The sequence below is a fragment of the Chelativorans sp. YIM 93263 genome, assembly GCF_028767125.1.
Lineage (GTDB): Bacteria > Pseudomonadota > Alphaproteobacteria > Rhizobiales > Rhizobiaceae > Chelativorans.
Map to the genome: position 1 here is coordinate 328,202 of NZ_JAKCWP010000005.1, position 19,113 is coordinate 347,314.

The 19,113-nt window shown below is 61.1% G+C and carries 20 protein-coding genes; 11 read left to right on the top strand and 9 right to left on the bottom strand.

The window, feature by feature from the left end:
* Positions 1–25 precede the first annotated feature (25 nt).
* The 6 genes from LY631_RS13020 (at position 26) to LY631_RS13045 (ending at position 4,493) form a co-directional block, all read left to right on the top strand.
* On the top strand, positions 26–289 hold the full coding sequence (locus tag LY631_RS13020) for a hypothetical protein (RefSeq protein ID WP_274425850.1): 264 nt from the start codon (positions 26–28) through the stop codon (positions 287–289).
* 116 nt (positions 290–405) lie between these two features.
* Positions 406–1,557 (top strand): mechanosensitive ion channel family protein, encoded by a 1,152-nt coding sequence (locus tag LY631_RS13025; RefSeq protein ID WP_274425851.1) that lies wholly within the window; start codon positions 406–408, stop codon positions 1,555–1,557.
* Positions 1,554–1,853: a hypothetical protein gene (locus LY631_RS13030; RefSeq protein WP_274425853.1), complete on the top strand. Its 300-nt coding sequence runs from the start codon at positions 1,554–1,556 to the stop codon at positions 1,851–1,853. The genes LY631_RS13025 and LY631_RS13030 overlap by 4 nt, the downstream gene beginning before the upstream one ends.
* A 284-nt stretch (positions 1,854–2,137) precedes the next feature.
* On the top strand, positions 2,138–3,151 hold the full coding sequence (locus LY631_RS13035; protein ID WP_274425854.1) for an MDR/zinc-dependent alcohol dehydrogenase-like family protein: 1,014 nt from the start codon (positions 2,138–2,140) through the stop codon (positions 3,149–3,151).
* Positions 3,148–4,194 (top strand): Gfo/Idh/MocA family protein, encoded by a 1,047-nt coding sequence (locus tag LY631_RS13040; protein WP_274425855.1) that lies wholly within the window; start codon positions 3,148–3,150, stop codon positions 4,192–4,194. Before LY631_RS13035 ends, LY631_RS13040 begins: the two co-directional genes overlap by 4 nt.
* 11 nt (positions 4,195–4,205) lie before the next feature.
* Complete coding sequence (locus tag LY631_RS13045) at positions 4,206–4,493, top strand: hypothetical protein (protein ID WP_274425856.1); 288 nt, start codon at positions 4,206–4,208, stop codon at positions 4,491–4,493.
* Here LY631_RS13045 and LY631_RS13050 read toward each other — a convergent pair.
* The 4 genes from LY631_RS13050 to LY631_RS13065 form a co-directional block, all read right to left on the bottom strand.
* A complete protein-coding gene (locus LY631_RS13050) occupies positions 4,490–4,795 on the bottom strand; it encodes a hypothetical protein (protein WP_274425857.1) in 306 nt (101 codons plus the stop codon). The two genes, LY631_RS13045 and LY631_RS13050, sit on opposite strands and share 4 nt — an antisense overlap.
* Positions 4,796–4,834: 39 nt before the next feature.
* Complete coding sequence (locus LY631_RS13055; protein WP_274425858.1) at positions 4,835–5,287, bottom strand: CBS domain-containing protein; 453 nt, start codon at positions 5,285–5,287, stop codon at positions 4,835–4,837.
* A gap of 435 nt (positions 5,288–5,722) precedes the next feature.
* A complete protein-coding gene (locus LY631_RS13060; protein ID WP_274425859.1) occupies positions 5,723–6,286 on the bottom strand; it encodes a cytochrome c oxidase assembly protein in 564 nt (187 codons plus the stop codon).
* Positions 6,287–6,378: 92 nt separating this feature from the next.
* Positions 6,379–7,008, bottom strand: coding sequence for a hypothetical protein (locus LY631_RS13065; RefSeq protein ID WP_274425861.1), 630 nt, complete (start codon positions 7,006–7,008; stop codon positions 6,379–6,381).
* A 282-nt stretch (positions 7,009–7,290) separates the two neighbouring features.
* Between LY631_RS13065 and LY631_RS13070 the strand changes: the two genes are divergently transcribed.
* The 4 genes from LY631_RS13070 to LY631_RS13085 all read left to right on the top strand — a co-directional run bounded on the left by LY631_RS13070 (position 7,291) and on the right by LY631_RS13085 (position 12,806).
* The gene (locus tag LY631_RS13070; protein ID WP_274425862.1) at positions 7,291–8,439 is read left to right on the top strand and encodes an efflux RND transporter periplasmic adaptor subunit; all 1,149 of its coding nucleotides are present in this window, start codon (positions 7,291–7,293) and stop codon (positions 8,437–8,439) included.
* Positions 8,440–8,462: 23 nt separating this feature from the next.
* The gene (locus LY631_RS13075) at positions 8,463–11,600 is read left to right on the top strand and encodes an efflux RND transporter permease subunit (protein WP_274425864.1); all 3,138 of its coding nucleotides are present in this window, start codon (positions 8,463–8,465) and stop codon (positions 11,598–11,600) included.
* Between the two features lie 148 nt (positions 11,601–11,748).
* Positions 11,749–12,231 carry a MaoC family dehydratase gene (locus LY631_RS13080; protein ID WP_445082883.1) on the top strand — a complete coding sequence of 161 codons (483 nt, stop codon included), beginning with the start codon at positions 11,749–11,751 and terminating at the stop codon, positions 12,229–12,231.
* A 92-nt stretch (positions 12,232–12,323) separates the two neighbouring features.
* Positions 12,324–12,806: a VOC family protein gene (locus LY631_RS13085; RefSeq protein WP_274425867.1), complete on the top strand. Its 483-nt coding sequence runs from the start codon at positions 12,324–12,326 to the stop codon at positions 12,804–12,806.
* Positions 12,807–12,821: 15 nt separating this feature from the next.
* Here LY631_RS13085 and LY631_RS13090 read toward each other — a convergent pair whose 3' ends face one another.
* Complete coding sequence (locus tag LY631_RS13090; protein WP_274425869.1) at positions 12,822–14,336, bottom strand: HWE histidine kinase domain-containing protein; 1,515 nt, start codon at positions 14,334–14,336, stop codon at positions 12,822–12,824.
* Between the two features lie 240 nt (positions 14,337–14,576).
* Between LY631_RS13090 and LY631_RS20495 the strand changes: the two genes are divergently transcribed.
* Positions 14,577–14,906: a hypothetical protein gene (locus LY631_RS20495; protein WP_445082879.1), complete on the top strand. Its 330-nt coding sequence runs from the start codon at positions 14,577–14,579 to the stop codon at positions 14,904–14,906.
* 18 nt (positions 14,907–14,924) lie between these two features.
* Here the strand turns inward: LY631_RS20495 and LY631_RS13100 are convergent, their stop codons facing one another.
* Genes LY631_RS13100 through LY631_RS13115 form a run of 4 tightly spaced genes read right to left on the bottom strand, consistent with a single transcriptional unit; the run spans position 14,925 to position 19,105 of the window.
* Positions 14,925–15,224 carry a hypothetical protein gene (locus tag LY631_RS13100; RefSeq protein ID WP_274425870.1) on the bottom strand — a complete coding sequence of 100 codons (300 nt, stop codon included), beginning with the start codon at positions 15,222–15,224 and terminating at the stop codon, positions 14,925–14,927.
* A 53-nt stretch (positions 15,225–15,277) separates the two neighbouring features.
* Complete coding sequence (locus LY631_RS13105) at positions 15,278–15,823, bottom strand: sarcosine oxidase subunit gamma (protein ID WP_274425871.1); 546 nt, start codon at positions 15,821–15,823, stop codon at positions 15,278–15,280.
* The gene (locus tag LY631_RS13110) at positions 15,816–18,809 is read right to left on the bottom strand and encodes a sarcosine oxidase subunit alpha (RefSeq protein ID WP_274425872.1); all 2,994 of its coding nucleotides are present in this window, start codon (positions 18,807–18,809) and stop codon (positions 15,816–15,818) included. Before LY631_RS13110 ends, LY631_RS13105 begins: the two co-directional genes overlap by 8 nt.
* Entirely contained in the window at positions 18,806–19,105 is a 300-nt protein-coding gene (locus LY631_RS13115) for a sarcosine oxidase subunit delta (RefSeq protein WP_274425874.1), read from the bottom strand. The genes LY631_RS13110 and LY631_RS13115 overlap by 4 nt, the downstream gene beginning before the upstream one ends.
* Positions 19,106–19,113: the final 8 nt, after the last annotated feature.

Below are 19,113 nucleotides of genomic sequence, written 5' to 3' on the forward strand. Positions count from 1 at the left end.
TCAACTGAGAAAGTGGGGAAGCACCATGTCCCAGGCCAGCACGACGACGGACCATCAGACCATCCGCGAATGGGCCGAATCACGGAACGGCAAACCTGCGCGCGTGAAAGGGAGCAGCCCGGGCGGCATCCTGCGTATTGACTTCGGAGAACCCGAGGAGAGCCTGGAAGAGATCAGCTGGGACGAGTTCTTCCAGATCTTCGAGGATCGTAAACTGGCTTTCCTCTACCAGGAACGCACCGACAGCGGCGATACCAGCCGCTTCAACAAGCTCGTGGACCGGCAATAAAACCGTCTCGAAATCCGAAGCAGTAAACATCGTCCGCCCCGCAAGGTGCCTGGCGTCCAACAGCCTAGAAAAGACAACGTCTTAGGCCGCCGGAAAAGATATGCTATGACAAGTGCATGGAAGCACTGCTCGACGACGCCGGCGCCCGAATCAATACCGTTCTACAGTTCACCCCCGGTTGGGTGATCGGCCCAATCATTCTGCTTCTGGCGGTTTTGGTCGCGGTGGTCGTGCACAGCGTGCTGCACCGGCTCCTCATTCGGCTGGCGGCAAACAAGAACCCTTTCTGGCATACGCTCATCCGCACCATCGCCAACCCGATGCGCCTCATCGTCATCGTGGCGGCATTGGCGCTGGCCGTACCCGCCGCTCCACTCTCTCAAGCCGAAGCGGCGGTCTTTCACCACATCCTTCTGCTCGGCTTCATCGCCATTCTTATCTGGGTGGCGCAGATCGCATTGCGTACCTTCATGCGGCTGCACCTGAGACGCTTCGACATCGAAAGCGAATACGATGTCATGGCGCGCAAGCACATCACACAGATGCGTATACTCCAGCGTGTGGCGAGTACGCTGATCCTGATCCTCGGCATAGGCGCCATGCTGACCACCTTCGAAACGGTGCGGCAATACGGGATCAGTCTTCTTGCTTCCGCCGGTGCAGCCGGCATTGTCGTCGGCCTTGCGCTGCAGCCTCTGTTGAAGAATATTTTCGCAGGGATTCAACTCGCGATCACGCAGCCGATCCGTATCGGCGACGCACTCATCATCCAAGGTGAGTACGGCAACGTCGAAGAAATCACCTCGACCTTCGTGGTGATCACCACCTGGGACCGCCGTCGCCTCATCGTCCCGCTGAACTATTTCATCGAACAGCCGTTTGAGAACTGGACACGGGAGGACACGGCCTTGACCGGTATTGTCTACCTCCCTGTCGACTACTCAGTGCCCGTTGCGACGTTGCGCGCGAAGGCGGAGGAACTCGTCCGCGCCTCCCCGCTGTGGGATCAGGACGTCTTTGCGGTTCAGGTAACGGACCTGACGGAACGAACCATGCAGGTACGCATTCTCGCCAGTGCCAACGCGGATAATGTTTATGCCCTGCGCTGTGATATTCGCGAACAGATGATGGTTTTCCTCTCCGAGAACTATCCAAGTGCCCTGCCCCGTTTCCGCGCTGAGATGGAGACGCATGCTCCACGCGGGAATGGCGCGGGAGAACCGCATAAACCGCAACAGCACGACGAAATGACGGGAGGCCGCCAATGAACACCGCAAATCTGCAAATGGAAGGCATGCTCATGGCCATGGCCGCGCTTTGCCAACTCATGCGGCGCAAAGGTCTTGCCGATGCGGAGGAGATTGAGGCTGCCCTTGCCGAAGCCGAGACCACGCTGGCTAATGACAGGCTGCGCCCGGAGGAAATTTCGCACGCCAATGTCGAGGCCGCGCTGTTTCCGTTGCGCTTCCTGCGCGAGGCAAACCGGCGGGAAGTGCCCGGCAGCGCCACCGCCTTTACGGAAATCGCGACAACGGTCGGCCGGGCACGGCGCGATCAGGCGTAAACGGCGCTCAGCGCTCCGCGCTTGGGCAAGCGGGATCGCTCTGTCCATGCCCCCTACTCCTGCCGGCCGGACCAACCACGCAGCGTATTCTATTCTGCCTGGCACTCCCAGGCGGAACCGTCAAAGCAGGACACCGTTTCCTTGGAATGATGAGACCTCGACATCCTTGCCGGCGCGCGATCCTGATGGTCAACGCCTGACGTCGGCAGAGTGATCACGGGAGGGAACTTCTTCCTCCTTTTCTTGTTCAGCAGCAAAACCCGTCCGCAGAACAGGCGATACGAATGACAAGCACGCTCGAACGCGCAAACTCCACGATTTCACTTTCCACCCCCTCCACAATGAAGGCAGCGATCGTCACAGGCCCTGGAACCATCACCATTCAGGAAGTTCCCGTGCCGGAACCTGGTCCTGGAGAGGTGCGTGTTCGGTTGACCGGCTGCGGTGTCTGCGCGTCCAATCTGGGTCCCTGGTCCGGGCCGGAATGGATGCAGTTTCCCACGGCACCCGGCCAACTCGGTCACGAAGGTTGGGGAATAATCGAAGCGGTTGGTCCGAGGGTGTCCGGGTTCGAACCGGGCCAGCCTGTCACCACGCTTTTTCAGAATAGCTATGCCGAATACGATGTCGGCAGCGCCGAGGAAGTCGTGTCGCTCCCGATGGAACTCTCTGAAATGCCTTTTCCGGGGGAGCCGCTCGGTTGCGCCATGAACATCTTTCGCCGTGCCGACATTCGTGCCGGGCAAACCGTGGCCATTGTCGGAATCGGCTTTCTTGGTGCCATGTTGACCCGACTTGCGAAAAAGGCGGGGGCCGACGTCATTGCCATTTCGCGACGTCCCTGTGCACTGGAAACCGCTCGCGAGATGGGCGCGAGCAGAACAATTGCCATGGAAGACCACTCGGCCATTGTCGAGCAGGTTGACGCACTGACCGGTAGCCGGTTCTGCGAGCGCGTGATCGAGGCGACGGGAAAATCCTGGCCGCTCGATCTGGCCGGCGAACTGACGGGCGAAGGCGGCCGACTGATCGTCGCAGGGTATCATCAGGACGGCCCCCGTCAGATCAACATGCAGCTCTGGAACTGGCGCGGAATCGATGTCATCAATGCGCACGAACGCAACCCCGCGACCTACGTGCGCGGCATGCGCGAGGCCATAGAGGCCGTGCTCTCCGGCCGCCTGGACCCGATGCCGCTCATTACAAACGCCTTTTCTCTGTCCCGGCTGGATGAAGCGCTCAATGCCACCCGAGACCGGCCAGACGGCTTTCTCAAGGCGGTGGTAAGAATGCCATGAGCATGGTGCTCTCCGACAGCGCACGTGCCCGCGGCCTCGCCAAACCGCGTCTCGGCTTTCTCGGCGCGGGATGGATCGGCCGCCACAGGATGGAGGCGGTTCTCGAAGCCGGCGTGGCTGAGGCCACAGCTATCGCAGAGCCTTCAGAGGAATGCATGCGGGCGGCCGCGGACCTCTCTCCATCGGCAAAACGGGTCGATACGCTCGAAGCGCTGTTTCGGGAGGATATCGACGGCATCGTTATCGCCACACCCAGTGCGCTCCATGCACAGCAGGCGGTAGAAGCGCTTGAGCAGGGGATGCCGGTCTTTTGTCAAAAGCCGCTTGGCAGAGCTCGTTCGGAGGTTCAGGCGGTCGTCGTCGCGGCCGAGAAAGCCGACCGGCTTCTGGGAGCCGACTTTTCCTATCGCCATACGGAAGCAATGCGTCGTATTCGGCCGGTCCTGTCGAGCGGCGAAATCGGTCAGGTCCATGCTGTCGACCTCACCTTTCACAATGCCTACGGGCCGGACAAAACCTGGTTCTACGATCCGGCCCTTTCCGGCGGCGGTTGCCTCATCGATCTCGGCGTACATTTGGTCGACCTGGCCTTGTGGGCACTTGATTTTCCCGAAGTCGTAAAGGTGGAGAGCCACCTTTTTGCGGAGGGAGAAAAGCTCCCGCCGAACCCCTCTGTGGTGGAGGATTTCGCCGTCGCAACGCTGACACTCAAGACCGGCACGATCATCCGCCTGACCTGTTCATGGCGGCTTCATGCCGGGCAGGATGCGCAGATTTCGGCAGCGTTCTATGGCACACAGGGCGGTCTGGCCCTGCGAAACGTCGGCGGGTCGTTCTACGACTTCCGGGCCGAACGCTATCGCGGGACCGAAAGCGAAACCATTTCCGAACCGCCGGATGACTGGGGCGGCCGCGCGATCGTTGACTGGGCCCGGCAGCTTTCCAGGAATCCCGGTTTTAATCCGGAAGCGAAACGCTTCGTACAGGTCGCCGAAATTATCGACCGCCTCTACGGTCGTGATCTCGACGCTCGACCAGATTGAGGATAATCGCCATGTCGGAACTGCCGAACCAGGAGATAGAAGGCCGGCTGAACGCCCAGCGCGAGGTGCTTTCCTATCTTATTGCCCATCTGGTCCATCGGGAGGGCGGCAAAGGCGGCAGTCTGATGGACGCACTGGAAAGGCGCACTCAGTTCCAAGATAACCAGGAAGACCCCGGCGCCGTTCCCGCTGGCCCCGCCATTGCAATCGAAGGGGCTATGATGCGAGAATTTGACTTGATCATCCGCGAGGCACGCTCGCGCCTCGCGGAACTACAGCAAGACAGGAAGTCTGACTAAACCTCGTCGAAGCGACCGCCCTCGCGCGCATTATTACGCCGGAAGACCTCTTCTTCATCCTCGTCGGGCAGGGCCTCATCGCTCTCCATGTAAGGGTTGTCCTGTCCTTCGCCGTAGTGCTCATCGGTGTTCACACGCCCGGACTGGTCCACCGGCACGCTCTCGCCAGCCATGTCCTCCGGGTTGATCCGCACACCTTTCACTGCGTCCCAGTCCTGTTCGGCACGCTCCGGCGCCCCCTCGGACACATCGTCCGGCGTGCGCGCATCTTTTTTCCTGTCGTTCGTTTTTTTGTCATTCATTTCAACTCTCCTGACCAGCGACGCTAACGGCAAAACCCTCTATGCGCGCGCGTGGCTTTCTCCGGTCTGGGTGTGCAGACCGCCGGGCTGCGAAATACCGGTCAATGCATCGCCGGCCGGCTCTCTTCCCTCGGTAAACGCAAGATCACCAAGCGAGAGAACCCCTACCAGCTGTTTGTTGCGGTCGAGGACACAGATGCGGCGTATCTGTTGATTCGCCATGTTGTGCGCGATGTAATCCGTGTCCTCATCTTCGAAACAATATTTCACGTCGGGAGTCATGACCTCGCCGATACGCGCGTCCGGGCCCAGACCTTTCGCCACGGCTCGCACCGCGATGTCTCGGTCCGTAACCATGCCAACCAGCCGGTCATCATCGCCGACCGGCAGGAAGCCGGCATCGATTTCGGCCATCATTTTTGCGGCCTGCTGTATCGTCTCATCGGGGTTGGCCAGGCGGACGTCGCGAGTCATCAGTTCATTCGCCTTCATTGTTCGCCTCATCTGTCCTGAATGGTCGCTTTTGCTCCGACCGTCTCGCTCACGGCCGGTCCTGGCAGTTAAACGGGCGCGATGGCCCGGTCGTTCCGCCCGGCGAAGTCTTTTTCCAACCGCTCTCCTGAGCATATCTGTGAGGAACAACGCGGGGCCGCCTCCTGTTTGGCCGGCGAACGGTCGAAATCCGAAAGGAGCCGATCATGAGCACCACTTTTCGCGCCGTTTGCCGCACCCGCGAACAAAACATCGAGGCAAATCAGGCTGAAAAGGTCTGGGACGCACTCCCGGAAGAGATTCGCCGCGTAGCCAAGCCCGACTGAACCGCCACGTCGCAGGAATCGGCATCGGGAAGGCCGTTGAGATCCCTATCCGAGTTCCCGCGCTATTCTACTTCCGCTTTCGAGTACGGCGAACACATGTTTCACGTCTTCAGGCTGCGCGCTTTTCGATGTCGTGCAGCCAGCGCGCGGCCATGAACACACCTGCGGCCACATAGACCAGCGGACAGGCGACCAGCATCAGAAGGCCGGCGAGCTGCTGGTCCGGCAGCAGCACCTCGGCGGGAACGGGGCTGCCGAAGCGAATCTCCGCCGCCCGGGCATAAAGCGCGCGCGGAGCAAAGGTCAGCAACGCGCCCAACAGGCAGAACAGCTTTCCCGTAAAGGCGAGCGCAATCAGGGAGCGCAACCGCGCCGCCTCCGCCTCGTTGATGATCGACGCCCAGAACCACATTGCCGCGGCAAACAACGAAACATGCATCAAGGCCTCGCCGCCCGGTGTCGTGAAGGCAGAGGCCATCGGCCCAGGCAAATGCCAGGCCCACAACAGGGCCATCTGGATAGTCGCGGCAGGCATGATCGAGCGCGGACTTGCAATCCCCGGTCGTGAACGAGCGGCCCAGCGCCAGGTGAGGATAACGAGCGGCGCAACCACGTTCATCGCAACGATGTGCGTGGCCATATGGTGCGTCAGAAAACCGGCTGGATCGACCATGCCTTTCGAACACATCAGGGCCCGACTTGTTCCGGGTATGTGTCTGGCAATTTCTCCATGGGCTCGGCTCATCGATGTGGCGCCTGTGAAAATTAACCTGCGGTGCGATCCGCTCCGACCTGCTTTTGCATCAGTTCTTCGACCTTCCGCCGCTCCGTCCGAGAGCGGATCTGCTCTGTCGCGACGGTATCGGAGCGCAGAACCCGGCGACCCGCTTTCTCTATGATCTCATACTCGCGCCGCGCGGCGACGGGGCGGTCCTCCGGTCCATAGGTGGCAACGATCGTAAGGACCAGATGCCTGACCGTGGAGATATCCCAGTTATTCTGCGACAGCACATGCTCGATAATCTGCTGATAGGTGCCAAGGCGAACCGACTCGCCGCTGTGGAGCGGGCCCTGGTAACCATCCGCATCGGTCGCCTCCTTCGGATCAATGCTTCCCCCGTGGTCGGTCAACGAGCAGGTGATGCGCTCATCGTCGCCCTCCCCGACCACTTCGGCAATGATCCCCTCGACATAAATCGCCTCGGAGCTCATATTTGCCACGACGCACTGGGTCCTGATACTGTGCCCGTTGGCGCGGTTGACCAAAATCTTGCTGCTTCGGCTTCGTCGGTACCCGTTCAGAAGTAGCTGGAAATACAGGGCCCAGACAATCAGCATCGCCGCATTAACGAAGAGGTTGAGCGGTTCATTGTACTCCGAAATCCAGCCCAGCATCCGCCCACCTCGTTGTCCTTGCTACTCTTGTTTGGTCGCGCGGCACTAAAGCACCGGATCTCGCCCCCGCCGAGATGCTCTCTGAACTCGGAAGCGGGACCATTGTTTCATGGCGGGTGTGAAACGATTGAAGCCGGAGCTTACGAAGATTTAATAATGAAGTTGCTGCAATCCGGCGCCATCTTGCCGTAGAAGGAGTTACCGGCGCTGCGCAATGCGGTTTTCCTATGTAAAATGCACGTCGCTGGCCGCGCGCCTGATCGGCACGACCTGGAGAGGTGAATGTCCTGGTGGAAGCAGACACTGCTGTGTCTTTTTATACTGATGGCTGCTGCCGGCCTCTGGTACAATTATGTACCCGGCGCGCGCGAGATCGCCGCCGACTGGGGGCTCGTTCGGGCGCCGGTGGAAACCGCCACCTCGACCGGTGAGCGGCGTGGCGGCGGCGGCCCGTCCATGGGCGGCATGCAGAGTCCGGTCATCACCGCGCCGGTGGCCAGTGCTACACTCAACGACCGGCTGAGCGCGATCGGTACCGGCAAGGCGCGGCGGACCGTTGCCGTGCGCCCCTTCACCACTGGCCGCTTGACCGAAATCTTGGTTGAATCGGGCGCGGAAGTCGAAGAAGGCGACGCAATTGCCCGTATGGACTCCGAGTCAGAGCGCATCGCGCTCGATCGCGCGGAGGTTGCCCTGGATGACGCCCGCGCGCGGTTCGAACGCTTCGAAAGGCTGCGATCCTCCAATACCGTCACCGCCGTTGAGCATGCGGAAGCCGAACTTGCCGTGCGCAATGCCGAGCTGGAGCTGCGCGAAGCGCGCTTGGCGCTGGAACGCCGTGAAATCGCCGCTCCCATCGGCGGCACCGTCGGAATCCTGCCGGTCTCGCCGGGCGATTATGTTACTTCGTCGGACGACGTCGCAATCATTGCCGACCGCTCCCAGATTCTGGTCGATTTCTGGGTGCCCGAGCGCTTCGCGGGACAATTGGAAATCGGCATGCCCCTGACCGCCGAATCCATCTCACGGCCCGATGAAAGCTTCGAGGGCACGATTTCCGCGATCGATAACCAGATCGATCCGGAGAGCAGAACGCTGCACGTGCAAGGCCGGATCGACAATCCCTCCGACGCGCTTCGCTCAGGCATGGCCTTCCGCATCAGCATGCGTTTTCCGGGCGATAGATTCCCCGCTATTGATCCCATCGCGATCCAGTGGAGCTCGGATGGGGCTTATGTCTGGGTCGTGCGCGACGGAATGGCACAACGCACACCGGTACGGATCGTCCAGCGCAACTCCGACAGCATCCTGGTTTCCGGTTCTTTCTTCGATGGTGATCAGGTGGTTGTCGAGGGCGTCCACGCCGTGCGGGACGGGCAGCCGGTCGCAGTCGCGGAAAACGCCGAGGCGGACGCATCCGCCGACTCTTGAGAGCTCGTTTGGGAAACCGGTAAATGGCCAAAGAAGATAACGGCACCGAGACAGGCAACGGCATCACAGCGCTTTTCATCCGCCGGCCGGTCTTCGCCTTCGTCTTCAACACACTGATAGCGGTGGCGGGTCTCGCCGCCCTTTTCGGGGTCGAAGTGCGTGAACTGCCGGATGTAGATCGGCCAGTTATCTCCGTCAGGACCGACTTCGACGGCGCGGCCGCCGAGACGATCGACCGGGAAATCACGGCGATCATCGAAGGCGCGGCGGCGCGTATTTCCGGAGTTGCCGAAATCTCATCCTCGTCGTCCTTTGGGCGAAGCCGGGTGACGATCGAATTCACCGAGAACGCCAATCTCGACACCGCCGCTTCCGACGTGCGTGATGCCATCAGCCGCGTCCAAAACCAACTGCCTGAGAACGCCGATGCGCCGACAGTCGTGAAAGCCGACGACAATGCGCAGGCGATCATGCGGCTGGCCATCACCTCGGACACGATGAACGTCGAGGACATGACACTCTATGTCGACGAGGAAATCGTCGACAAGCTGGCCGCAGTGCCTGGCGTGGCGGATGTGCAGGTTTATGGCGATCGCACGAAAATCTTTCGCGTAGACATTGATCAGGCAAAACTGGCAAGCCTCGGCATGACGCTTGGCGATGTGGGCAGCGCACTGGACACCGTGGCTTTCGATAGCCCTGCGGGCTCGCTCACCAGCAGCACGCAGGATCTGGTTGTGCGTGCCACCTCCTCCGTCACCACGCCGGAAGATTTCGAGCGGATCCAGCTCTCGCGAAATGTGCGGCTGGGCGATGTGGCCACCGTCACCTTCGGCCCCGATACGGAAGAAAGCCGCCTGCGCGCCAACGGACGTACCGGCATCGGTATGGGAATCGTCCGCCAGGCCCAGTCCAACACGCTCGACATTTCCTCGGGCGTCAGGCAGGCGGTCGAGGACATCCGCGCGAATAATCTGCCGGAAGGCATGGCGATCGAAATCACCAGCGACGATGCCATCTTCATCAATGGCGCTATCTACGAGGTGGAGATCGCGCTCGCCATCGCCGTCACCGTGGTGCTGCTCGTGATCTATCTGTTCTTGCGCGACTGGCGCGCGACGATCATCCCGGGCGTGGCAATCCCGGTAGCTCTCATCGGCACCATCGCGGCGATTTATCTGGCAGGCTTCTCCATAAACATCCTGACCCTGCTTGCGCTCGTGCTGGCCACCGGCCTTGTCGTGGACGATGCCATCGTCGTGCTGGAAAACATCGTGCGCCGGCGCAATCAGGGCATGGGTCCGCGCGCGGCGGCGGTGCTCGGAACACAGGAGGTCTTCTTCGCCGTTCTGGCCACGACAGCCACCCTGATCGCCGTCTTCGTTCCGCTTTCTTTCCTTCCTGGACAAGCTGGCGGCCTTTTCCGCGAGTTCGGGTTTGTCCTTGCGATAGCGGTGTTCCTGTCGTCCATCGTGGCGCTATCGCTCTGCCCGATGCTCGCCTCCCGTATTCTCAAAACCGGCGTTCGCGAGGATGAGCCGGGAACGCGCGAAGGATTGATGACCAGGCTCGGCGGTGCGCTTTCCCGCCTCTACGAACGGTGTCTTCGCTTCTGCCTCGACGCGCCGTTTGTCATTGTCCTTGTTTCGGTCCTCTTTGCGGCGGTTGCCTACGGCCTGTTCGGCACGATCAAATCCGAGCTTACACCGCCCGAGGACCGGTCTGTTGCCTTCATGCGCGTTTCAGCGCCCCAAGGCGTCAGCGTCGGCTATCTGGCTGGAAAGATGCGCCAGATCGAGAGTCTTATCGAGCCTCTCCGCGAGAGTGATGAGGTCCGCAGCACATTTTCCATCACGGGGATGGGCGGCGGCAACAGCGGCTTTCTCGTCCTCGGCCTCGCACCGTGGGAAGAACGCGAGCGCAGTCAGCAGGAGATCCTGGATGAAGTAAACGGCCTGGCATCCCAGGTGCCGGGTGTGCGCGCCTTCGCTTTCCAGCCCAACAGCCTGGGCATTCGCGGCTCCGGCAGCGGCCTTCAATTCGCCATCGCCGGCAACAATTATGAGCGGCTGCGCGAAGCCGCCACGGCCATCATCGCGGATCTGGAGCAAGATCCCCGCTTCCAACAGCCGCGGCTGAGCGATGACTCCGACCAGCCGCAGTTGAAGGTGGAGATCGACCGGCAGCGCGCGTCCGACCTCGGCATCGACATCAACGGTATGGGAATCTCGCTACAAAGCCTACTGGATGGGCGCAAGGTCACGAACGTCTTCATCGATGATCAGAGCTTCGACGTGAAGCTTGCTTCCACGACCAACCCGATCAACGATCCGACGGATCTGGAAAACATCTTTGTCGAGACTGGTGACGGACGCTTCGTGCCGCTTTCTACGATCACCTCGCTGCGCGAGGAAGCGGTTCCCCCATCACTCCGGCGCGAAGAACAGATGCGAGTGGTCCGCGTGACAGCCGGCCTTGCACCGGACTTTGCGCTAGGCGCCGCGCTCGAGCAGGCCGAGGAGGTGGCCGGGCCACATCTGCCGCCCGGCAGCCGCATTATCCCGCTTGCAGAGGCCGCGACCCTCGGAGAGACGGGCAACAGCATGCTGACCATCTTCGGCTTCTCCCTCATTATTATAATGCTTGTTCTGGCTGCCCAATTCGAAAGTTTTGTCAGCGCTATCATCATCATGGCCACAGTGCCGCTCGGGCTTGCCTGCGCGGTGTTTGCCTTGCTGATCACCGGCACGAGCCTCAACGTCTATAGCCAGATCGGTCTCGTTCTGCTTGTCGGCATCATGGCCAAGAACGGCATCCTGATCGTCGAGTTTGCCAATCAGCTTCGCGACCGGGGTCTCGGAGTCCGTGACGCCATCAACCAGGCGGCGCTCATCCGGCTCCGTCCGGTGACGATGACCATGATCTGTACCGTCGTCGGAGGGCTGCCGCTCGTCGTGGCGTCCGGCGCGGGCGCAGAGGCGCGTGTCGCGCTCGGTTGGGTGATCGTCGGCGGACTTGGCCTCTCGGCACTGTCGACCCTTTTCCTGACGCCGGTAGCCTACCTGCTGCTCGGCCGGTTCATCACTCCCAAGGTGGAGGAACAAAAACGCCTTCGAAACGAACTGGACCACGCCGCCTCATCCATCGGTGAACGCCTATAGCGATTGTGTGGCCTGAATGCCGCCCCTTCACGGAAACGCGTTTGCGACCGCACTGCGCCCCATGACATCGCGCGCATGACATTGTATTTGTTCGGGCGCTGTGGCCTTGTGCCTGCTGCGCGAGAGATGAATGGGGCTTGCCGCACGAATGCGAACGATCGGTATCGATGAAGCGAAAGCGCTGGTGGGGGAAGAGATCGGCTTGTCCAACTGGCGAACCGTCTCCCAGGAGATGATCAACCAGTTTGCCGCGGCAACTGACGACCACCAGTTCATCCACACCGACCCGGAGCGCGCTGCGCGCGAAACACCCTATGGCGGCACTATCGCGCATGGCTTTTTGGTGCTGTCTCTCCTCTCGACGCTGGTCTTCGAGGCCGTACCGACGCTCGACGGCGCGGCAATGGGTGTGAATTTCGGGTTCGATCGAATTCGCTTTGCCACGCCCGTCAAAGCCGGTGCGCGCATTCGCGGCCGATTCGTCTTAGCGCACATGAAGGTGCGACCTTCCGGGATTGTCGAGATGCACCACGATGTCGCCGTGGAAATCGAGAACAGCATCAAACCTGCGCTTACGGCGCGATGGCTGACACTTTCCATGCCCGAGCGCTCGGACGAAAGTGCTGCATAGCCAAAAGTAGCAGGATTTAAAGCGCCCCCTGTCGGATTCGCGTGCATGCAAACGTCCTACGGGCGCAAACCGTGCACCGAGGAAAGACAGCCATGCTAGAGAAACAGAAAATCACACCGCACCTTTGGTTCGATGACAACGCAGAAGAGGCAGCGAATTTCTATGTCTCGGTTTTCGAGAATGCCCGCATTCTCGACATAGGGCGTTATACGGATGTCGGACCCGGTACGCCCGGAAGCGTCGTCACCGTAGCTTTTGAACTGGAGGGCCAGAAATTCGTCGGGATCAATGGCGGGCCGCACTTCAAGTTCAACGAAGCCGTTTCCTTTTTCGTTTCCTGCGATACACAGGAAGAAATCGACCGCTTCTGGGATGCATTGACGCCGGGGGGCGAGATTCAGCAATGCGGCTGGCTGAAGGACAAATTCGGCCTCGCCTGGCAGATTAACTATTCCGGCCTGAGCGACCTGATCCAAGACTCGAATCGTGAGAAAGCAAGCCGCGCGATGCAGGCCATGCTGCAGATGAAGAAGATCGACATAGGCGAACTCAGAGCAGCCTACGACGGGCAATGATCGACCTTGTGCGAGCTATTCCAGCGGCTCGGAGGCGGTGAAGGGCAGATCGAACGCGAAGCGATAGCCCTCCTCCGCCGATTTCTGGTCGACGCGTCCAGCCCATTTACGTTCGATGATGAGCCGCATGAGTCTTGACCCGAAACCGGCTCGTTCGCGGGCTTCTGGCACGGTGCATAACCGGTCGAGCCATTCGAAATGGAAGCGCTGCATCTCGCCGGTTTCCTCCGAAGTCCACCAGCTGACCTCAACGGGGCCATCATCCGAACCCAGGGAGCCGTACTTCACTCCATTGGTGGAAAGCTCGTGCAGCACGAGGCCAAGGTCGAAACACAGTTCGGGCGGCAACAGAACATCCTCGCCCGCCATCCGGATGCGGTCCTCGAATGCTTCAAGGGTTTCTTCGGCCAGCTCCTGGAAACGCGTAAGCGACCACCCGCCCCTCGAGACAAGGTAATTGGCGCGCGAGAGAGACGCGAGCCTGCTGGAAAAGGAACGCTTCGCCTCTTCCAGATCGCGATCGGGCATGAAGATACGGTTGGCCAGCGTATCCACCAGTTGCAACATATTCCCCGCCCGGTGCGCCATCTCGCGCACCAGAAGCGCACGATGCTCTCCCGCGGCGATCTGCCGGGCGCTGTTGGCTACGATATTGGCAAGAGCCGTCAGAAACTCCGTGTCCGCTTGATCAAAGCCGCGCCAGACGTTCGTGTGGACGCCAAAGACGCCGAACGGCCGCCCGGCGTCACCTGCTATGATCGTGCTCATGCCGCTCACCACGCCGTGGGAGCGGAGCAGCTCCGGTCCCCGGAAACGTGTCTCGGTGGCGAGATTTTTCACAATCACCGGCTTGCCTTCCCGCAGCGTAAAACCCGCTTGCGAGTTCTGGTCAATTCCGACAGTCGCACTCCCCACAAGCCCATCTTGCCAACCGACACCGGCGATTAACCGCAAACGCTGGCCGTGGTCGGTGAACTGCAGGACCTTGGAAAAAGGGACTTCGAGAACCTCCGACGCAAGGGCAACCGCCCGATCGGCGACTGCCTGAAGACTGGATTCGCCAACAGCGAAGCTGCCCAGTTCCTCGATCGCCTTCTGCTGCCGCAAGCGGCGCTGTAGTTCCTGTTCTGCCTCGACGCGATCGGTCACATCGAGACAGGTACCCGTAAGCCAAGTCTCGCCGCCGTCGGAGATGATACCGCCCCGCGCCTCAATCCAACGGCAGATTCCGTTGCCTTTCGGCGCCGTACGGTAAACGATGCAGAATGGCTCTTCCGTTTCAACCGTTTCGTTGATCGTATGCCAAACGCGGTAGGCGTCTTCGGGGTGCAGATCACGCCGGAAACCGTCAAGACTCCCGTTGAAGGGGTCGGACAGGAGGCCGTGGACATCTTGCGCGTTATCGCTCCAGACCAGACGTTTGTTCTTTACGTGCCATCGCCAGATTGCCACGCCACCGTGGCGCAGGCCTTGTAAAAGTTGTTCCGCATCAACCAGATACTTCGCCTGCCTCTCGGCGGGGTCACACATTTTTACTACCCTGACTAGAAACACACGCCGACAGGAACATTATCGGCGTGAACCCTTTAGAGAGACAATAACAGTTCTATAAAGATTGCAAGAAATTCTGATGGAGCGGCGCTTGGGGCTTTCCCGAGAACCGACGTAATTATCACCCTCCTCACGACCGATTTCTTCCCCGGAACCCGACCCGCGGTAGCACCGTTTATCTAGGAACCACAGGAAACGGCGACCAAGCGGGAGTCCGCTATGCCGAAGCAATCGAAAATCACCACCGGCCCGAATGACCGGCCGAGCGACGAAACTATCAGTCAAACGGGCAGCGGCCTGCCGGACGATTCCGCCAGGAGTCCGGAAACGACTGAAAGCGAGATCAAGCGGACCCGAAAAGCGCTCGAGCGCAATCAGTCATCCCAAAGTGAAACGGAGAAGGGCACACCCGAGGCCGTCCCGCCGGGGACGACCGGTGCGGGTGAGAACATTTGTCGTCGGTGCGGCGGGACGGGTGAGATGAACGGGGAAACCTGCCCGGATTGTGAGGGGACCGGCAAAGTGATTACGCCGATCGGCGGCGGGTAAAAAGCCACACCGCCTCTCTCACTCGTTTTTCTTCTTCCTGTCCGGCCCGCCGGCATGGGTGTTTGAGGTGGCCGATGGCGGATCGCTGGCAGGGAAAGTTTCTTCTAAACCCTCTTCAAGCTCGTCGTCGTCCCCTTCAGTCGACTTGGAGGACGGTTTCTTCTTTGCAAACTCATCAGGCGCGCCGGTGCGGGTCGTACGGGTAGCAGAAACCGGATCACTGGCGGGGAAAGTTTCTTCCAGGCCTTCCTCCAGTTCCTCTTCTGCTTCGTCCGGCGTCGGGTCGTCCTGCACCTTGCGTTTGTCGGGATTGGACATGTGCGAGATTCCTTATTTTTCAGAAAAACGCCCCAGCCATCAACCGGTTCCCGTTACTCCGCTTCACGCGCGGCCGCTTCCAGAAGATCGAAGCCATAGGCCGAGAATGAGCGCCAGCATTCGACATGGAATGTCTGCTCATCCCTGCGCCAGAGGATGATCTCGACCTTTCCAAAGACCGTCCGCGAAGACGCCCCCACCGGAAAACGCGCGAGCGACAGATCTTGAGGGCAGCCGGCGCTCAACACGTCTGCCGAACGCGCACCCGATACTTCGATGGCCACGTTGCGATGTGAAGTATCGACGGCCGAGTGAAGATCGGGAATCTTGCCGCAAATCGCCATCAGATCCGCCCCGTCCTCGTCAATGACAAGCCACTCGTCGGGCCCGAGCCAGAGTGCGGCCCTGTTCCCCTTTGTCGATGTGGATTTGGGCCTCTGCGGCAGCTCCAGCCCGAGCGCCTCGGAAAGTGCGGGAAGGGAACCCTCCGGCGCACGCAGCGAAAGCCGGCTCGCCGGTTTCGCGACCGAAAGCGAAATCCCATCCCCTTCGAAGCCACGCCCTTCAAGCGGTGACGTGCGGTGTGCAATTTCAACCATTGGTGCGCTCTCCGTCCGGGTCGAAGAACACGGTGGAGGTCACCTCGACTTCGATCACGCCATCGGGCATCGGCACGAAAAGCTTTTCTCCCATGCGCTCCCGTCCATCCTCGATCAGGGCGAGAGCGATGGAGTGCCCGCAATTTTCCGACCAGTAGGACGAAGTCACATGCCCGATCATCTTCATCGGTACGGGCTGATCAGGATCGGCTACCACCTGCGCGCCCTCTTCGAGCACAGTCTTCGGGTCCGTCGTCTTCAGCCCGACCAGTTGCTTGCGCCCCTTGGCCACGAGATCGGGCCGCTGCAAGCCGCGAATGCCGACGAAGTCCGTCTTTTTCTTACCTATGGCCCAATTGAGTCCCGCATCGTCCGGCGTCACCGTGCCGTCCGTCTCCTGCCCGATGATGATGAGGCCCTTTTCGGCGCGCAGCACGTGCATGGTTTCCGTGCCATAGGCGCAGGCGCCGTACTTCTGTCCCTCGGCCCAGACCGCCTCCCAGACGGACAGACCGTAATCGGCCGGCACGTTGATTTCGAAGCCGCGCTCTCCGGTGAAGGAAAGGCGGAAAAGCCGTGCCGGCACACCGCAGACCCTGCCCTCGCGCACGGACATATGCGGCATGGCCTCGTCCGAAATGTCGATGTCCTCGACGAACGGAGCGATGATATCGCGGCTCTTCGGTCCCTGCACCGCGATCACCGCCCACTGCTCGGATGTGGAGGTGAGCCAAACCTTCAGCTCCGGAAACTCGGTCTGGAGATAATCCTCCATATGGTTGAGCACACGCGGCGCGCCGCCTGTCGTCGTGGTCACATGGAAACGGTCCTCGGCTAGGCGCCCCACCACGCCGTCGTCATAGATGAAGCCGTCCTCGCGCAGCATGACGCCATAGCGGCAGCGGCCCACGGCCAGCTTCTGCCACGGGTTGGTGTACATCAGTTCCATGAACCGGGCCGCATCCGGCCCCACCACCTCGATCTTGCCGAGCGTGGTGGCATCGAAAATGCCGGCCGCCTGCCGCGTTGTGTGGCATTCGCGGGCGACCGCGGCGTGCATGTCCTCTCCATTCTGCGGAAAGTACCAAGCACGCTCCCACTGGCCGACAGGCTCGAAGGCAGCGCCGTGCGCCTCCGCCCAGCTATGGATGGGTGTCCGCCGTGTGGGCTCGAACAGTTTTCCGCGCCCATGCCCCACCAGCGCGCCGAAGGTGACCGGCGTATAAGGCGAGCGGAAGGTGGTGAGGCCCACTTGCGGGATGGGCTTTCCCAGCATCTCCGAGGCAATCGCCAGCCCATGAATGTTGGAGGTCTTGCCCTGATCGGTCGCCATGCCGGTCGTGGTGAAGCGCTTGACGTGCTCGATCGAGCGCATGCCCTCGCGCACGGCCTGGCGGATGTCCTTCGCCGTCACGTCATGCTGGAAATCGACGAAGGCCATGGCCTTGCTGCCGGATTTCGCACCCGGCGCGGCGCCAGCCATGCCCGACGACCAGTCTTCCGAAGCCTGTGCCTCAAATTTCACTGTTTTGCGCTTCTTCGCACCGGTCTCCTTGGCGGCCGTCTCCCCTGCCCGCAGGCTCTCCGCAACCGTCTCTGCCAAGTCGCTCGTGCCGTTGCACGCGCCGACGGACACTGCGTCCTGCACGTATTCTCCGGGCAGGAAGCGCTGATTTTCCTCATCGAAGGCGAGCTTGCCGCGCGATTGCGAAAACAGGTGAACAGCGGGCGTCCAGCCGGACGATGTGAGCAGGGTATCAATTTCCAGTTCGCGCCGTGGCCCGCCGGAAACCGGCGAGATGCTGACACGCCGCACGCGCAGCCGCCCTTCCGTGCCCGTCACGGCATGGCCGGCAAACACATCGATTCCAAGCGAGCGTGCCTGCTCGACAAGCGCGCCTTCCGGATCCGTGCGAAGATCGACAATGGCAAGGACGTCCGTCCCGCTCTTTTTCAGGTCGATTGCCGCCGCATAGGCCGAATCCTCCGCCGTATAAACGGAAACTTTGCGCCCGACGGCGACACCATAATGGTTCAGATAAGTCCGTGCGGCGGACGCGAGCATGACGCCCGGTCGGTCATTGTCGGGAAAGACCATGTGCCGTTCGATGGCGCCGGTCGCCAGCACCACACGTTTCGCCCGCACCTGCCACAGACGCTCGCGCGGGGCCTCGGGGCTGGGCTCGGCCAGATGGTCGGTCAGCCGCTCGACCAGCCCCAGCATGTTATGCGCGTAGTAGCCGAAGCCCGTCGTGCGCGTGAGAACGCGGACATTGTCGCGGGCGCGAAGCGCGGTCTTCGTCTCCTGCGCCCACTCCCAACCCGGCCTGCCGTCGATCTCGGCACCGGATTCGAAACGCAGGGAGCCACCGAGCGCCGCCTGCTCGTCAGCGATGATGACGCTTGCGCCCTTTTCCGCCGCGGCAAGCGCCGCCGCAAGCCCTGCCGCACCGCCGCCAATCACCAGCACGTCGCAATGGGCGAAGCGGTTGGAATAGTGATCCGGGTCCGGTTTGTCCGGTGCCACGCCAAGGCCGGCCGTGCGCCGGATGACCGGCTCGTAAAGCCGTTCCCACGCGGCGCGCGGCCACATGAAGGTCTTGTAGTAGAAGCCTGCCGAGAAGAAAGGCGCGCCGAGATTGCTGATTGCGCCGACATCGAAGGACAGCGACGGCCACCGGTTTTGCGAAACTGCCGTCAGCCCGGCGTAAAGCTCCTGAATGGTCGTGCGTACGTTCGGCGTCCGCCGCGCCTCGTCGCGGTGGATTCCTACGAGCGCATTCGGCTCCTCCGCGCCTGCCGAAAGGATCCCGCGTGGGCGGTGATACTTGAACGAGCGCCCCGTGAGATGAACGCCATTGGCCAGCAGAGCGGAGGCCAGCGTGTCGCCTTCCAGACCGGTGAAGCTCTTGCCATCGAAGGTGAAGTCCAGTGTCCTGCCGGTGTCGAGCCGACCGGCGGAGGGTATGCGGAAAGCTTGCGTCATTTCCTGCGAATCTCCCCGCTTAGATCCGGCTTCGGCGTGCCTATCTTGTACGTCACCAGAAACTTGTCGGAGAGGGTATCCCGCGCCGCGTTGAAGAACCGCGCGCAGCCATGCATGTGCCGCCAGCGCTCGAAGGCGATGCCTTTGGGATTGGAGCGAATGAAGAAGTGCCGTTCGAATTCCTCGTCCGAAAGCTCGGTGATGTTTTCCGCCCGGGCGATATGCGCCTCGCCGGCATGGCGAAACTCCGGTTCCGGCCGCTCTTCCTCGCAATAAGGGCAATGAATCAGCAGCATGGTTCGAC

Bases quoted from the DNA above. Each gene is read 5' to 3' on its own strand.
- LY631_RS13110 (WP_274425872.1), bottom strand. From the start codon at position 18,809: ATGACGCAAGCTTTCCGCATACCCTCCGCCGGTCGGCTCGACACCGGC.
- LY631_RS13045 (WP_274425856.1), top strand. From the start codon at position 4,206: ATGTCGGAACTGCCGAACCAGGAGATAGAAGGCCGGCTGAACGCCCAG.
- LY631_RS13100 (WP_274425870.1), bottom strand. From the start codon at position 15,224: ATGTCCAATCCCGACAAACGCAAGGTGCAGGACGACCCGACGCCGGAC.
- LY631_RS20495 (WP_445082879.1), top strand. From the start codon at position 14,577: ATGCCGAAGCAATCGAAAATCACCACCGGCCCGAATGACCGGCCGAGC.
- LY631_RS13030 (WP_274425853.1), top strand. From the start codon at position 1,554: ATGAACACCGCAAATCTGCAAATGGAAGGCATGCTCATGGCCATGGCC.
- LY631_RS13090 (WP_274425869.1), bottom strand. From the start codon at position 14,336: ATGTGTGACCCCGCCGAGAGGCAGGCGAAGTATCTGGTTGATGCGGAA.
- LY631_RS13055 (WP_274425858.1), bottom strand. From the start codon at position 5,287: ATGAAGGCGAATGAACTGATGACTCGCGACGTCCGCCTGGCCAACCCC.
- LY631_RS13115 (WP_274425874.1), bottom strand. From the start codon at position 19,105: ATGCTGCTGATTCATTGCCCTTATTGCGAGGAAGAGCGGCCGGAACCG.
- LY631_RS13060 (WP_274425859.1), bottom strand. From the start codon at position 6,286: ATGGTCGATCCAGCCGGTTTTCTGACGCACCATATGGCCACGCACATC.
- LY631_RS13025 (WP_274425851.1), top strand. From the start codon at position 406: ATGGAAGCACTGCTCGACGACGCCGGCGCCCGAATCAATACCGTTCTA.
- LY631_RS13075 (WP_274425864.1), top strand. From the start codon at position 8,463: ATGGCCAAAGAAGATAACGGCACCGAGACAGGCAACGGCATCACAGCG.
- LY631_RS13080 (WP_445082883.1), top strand. From the start codon at position 11,749: ATGCGAACGATCGGTATCGATGAAGCGAAAGCGCTGGTGGGGGAAGAG.
- LY631_RS13020 (WP_274425850.1), top strand. From the start codon at position 26: ATGTCCCAGGCCAGCACGACGACGGACCATCAGACCATCCGCGAATGG.
- LY631_RS13050 (WP_274425857.1), bottom strand. From the start codon at position 4,795: ATGAATGACAAAAAAACGAACGACAGGAAAAAAGATGCGCGCACGCCG.
- LY631_RS13065 (WP_274425861.1), bottom strand. From the start codon at position 7,008: ATGCTGGGCTGGATTTCGGAGTACAATGAACCGCTCAACCTCTTCGTT.
- LY631_RS13040 (WP_274425855.1), top strand. From the start codon at position 3,148: ATGAGCATGGTGCTCTCCGACAGCGCACGTGCCCGCGGCCTCGCCAAA.
- LY631_RS13085 (WP_274425867.1), top strand. From the start codon at position 12,324: ATGCTAGAGAAACAGAAAATCACACCGCACCTTTGGTTCGATGACAAC.
- LY631_RS13035 (WP_274425854.1), top strand. From the start codon at position 2,138: ATGACAAGCACGCTCGAACGCGCAAACTCCACGATTTCACTTTCCACC.
- LY631_RS13105 (WP_274425871.1), bottom strand. From the start codon at position 15,823: ATGGTTGAAATTGCACACCGCACGTCACCGCTTGAAGGGCGTGGCTTC.
- LY631_RS13070 (WP_274425862.1), top strand. From the start codon at position 7,291: ATGTCCTGGTGGAAGCAGACACTGCTGTGTCTTTTTATACTGATGGCT.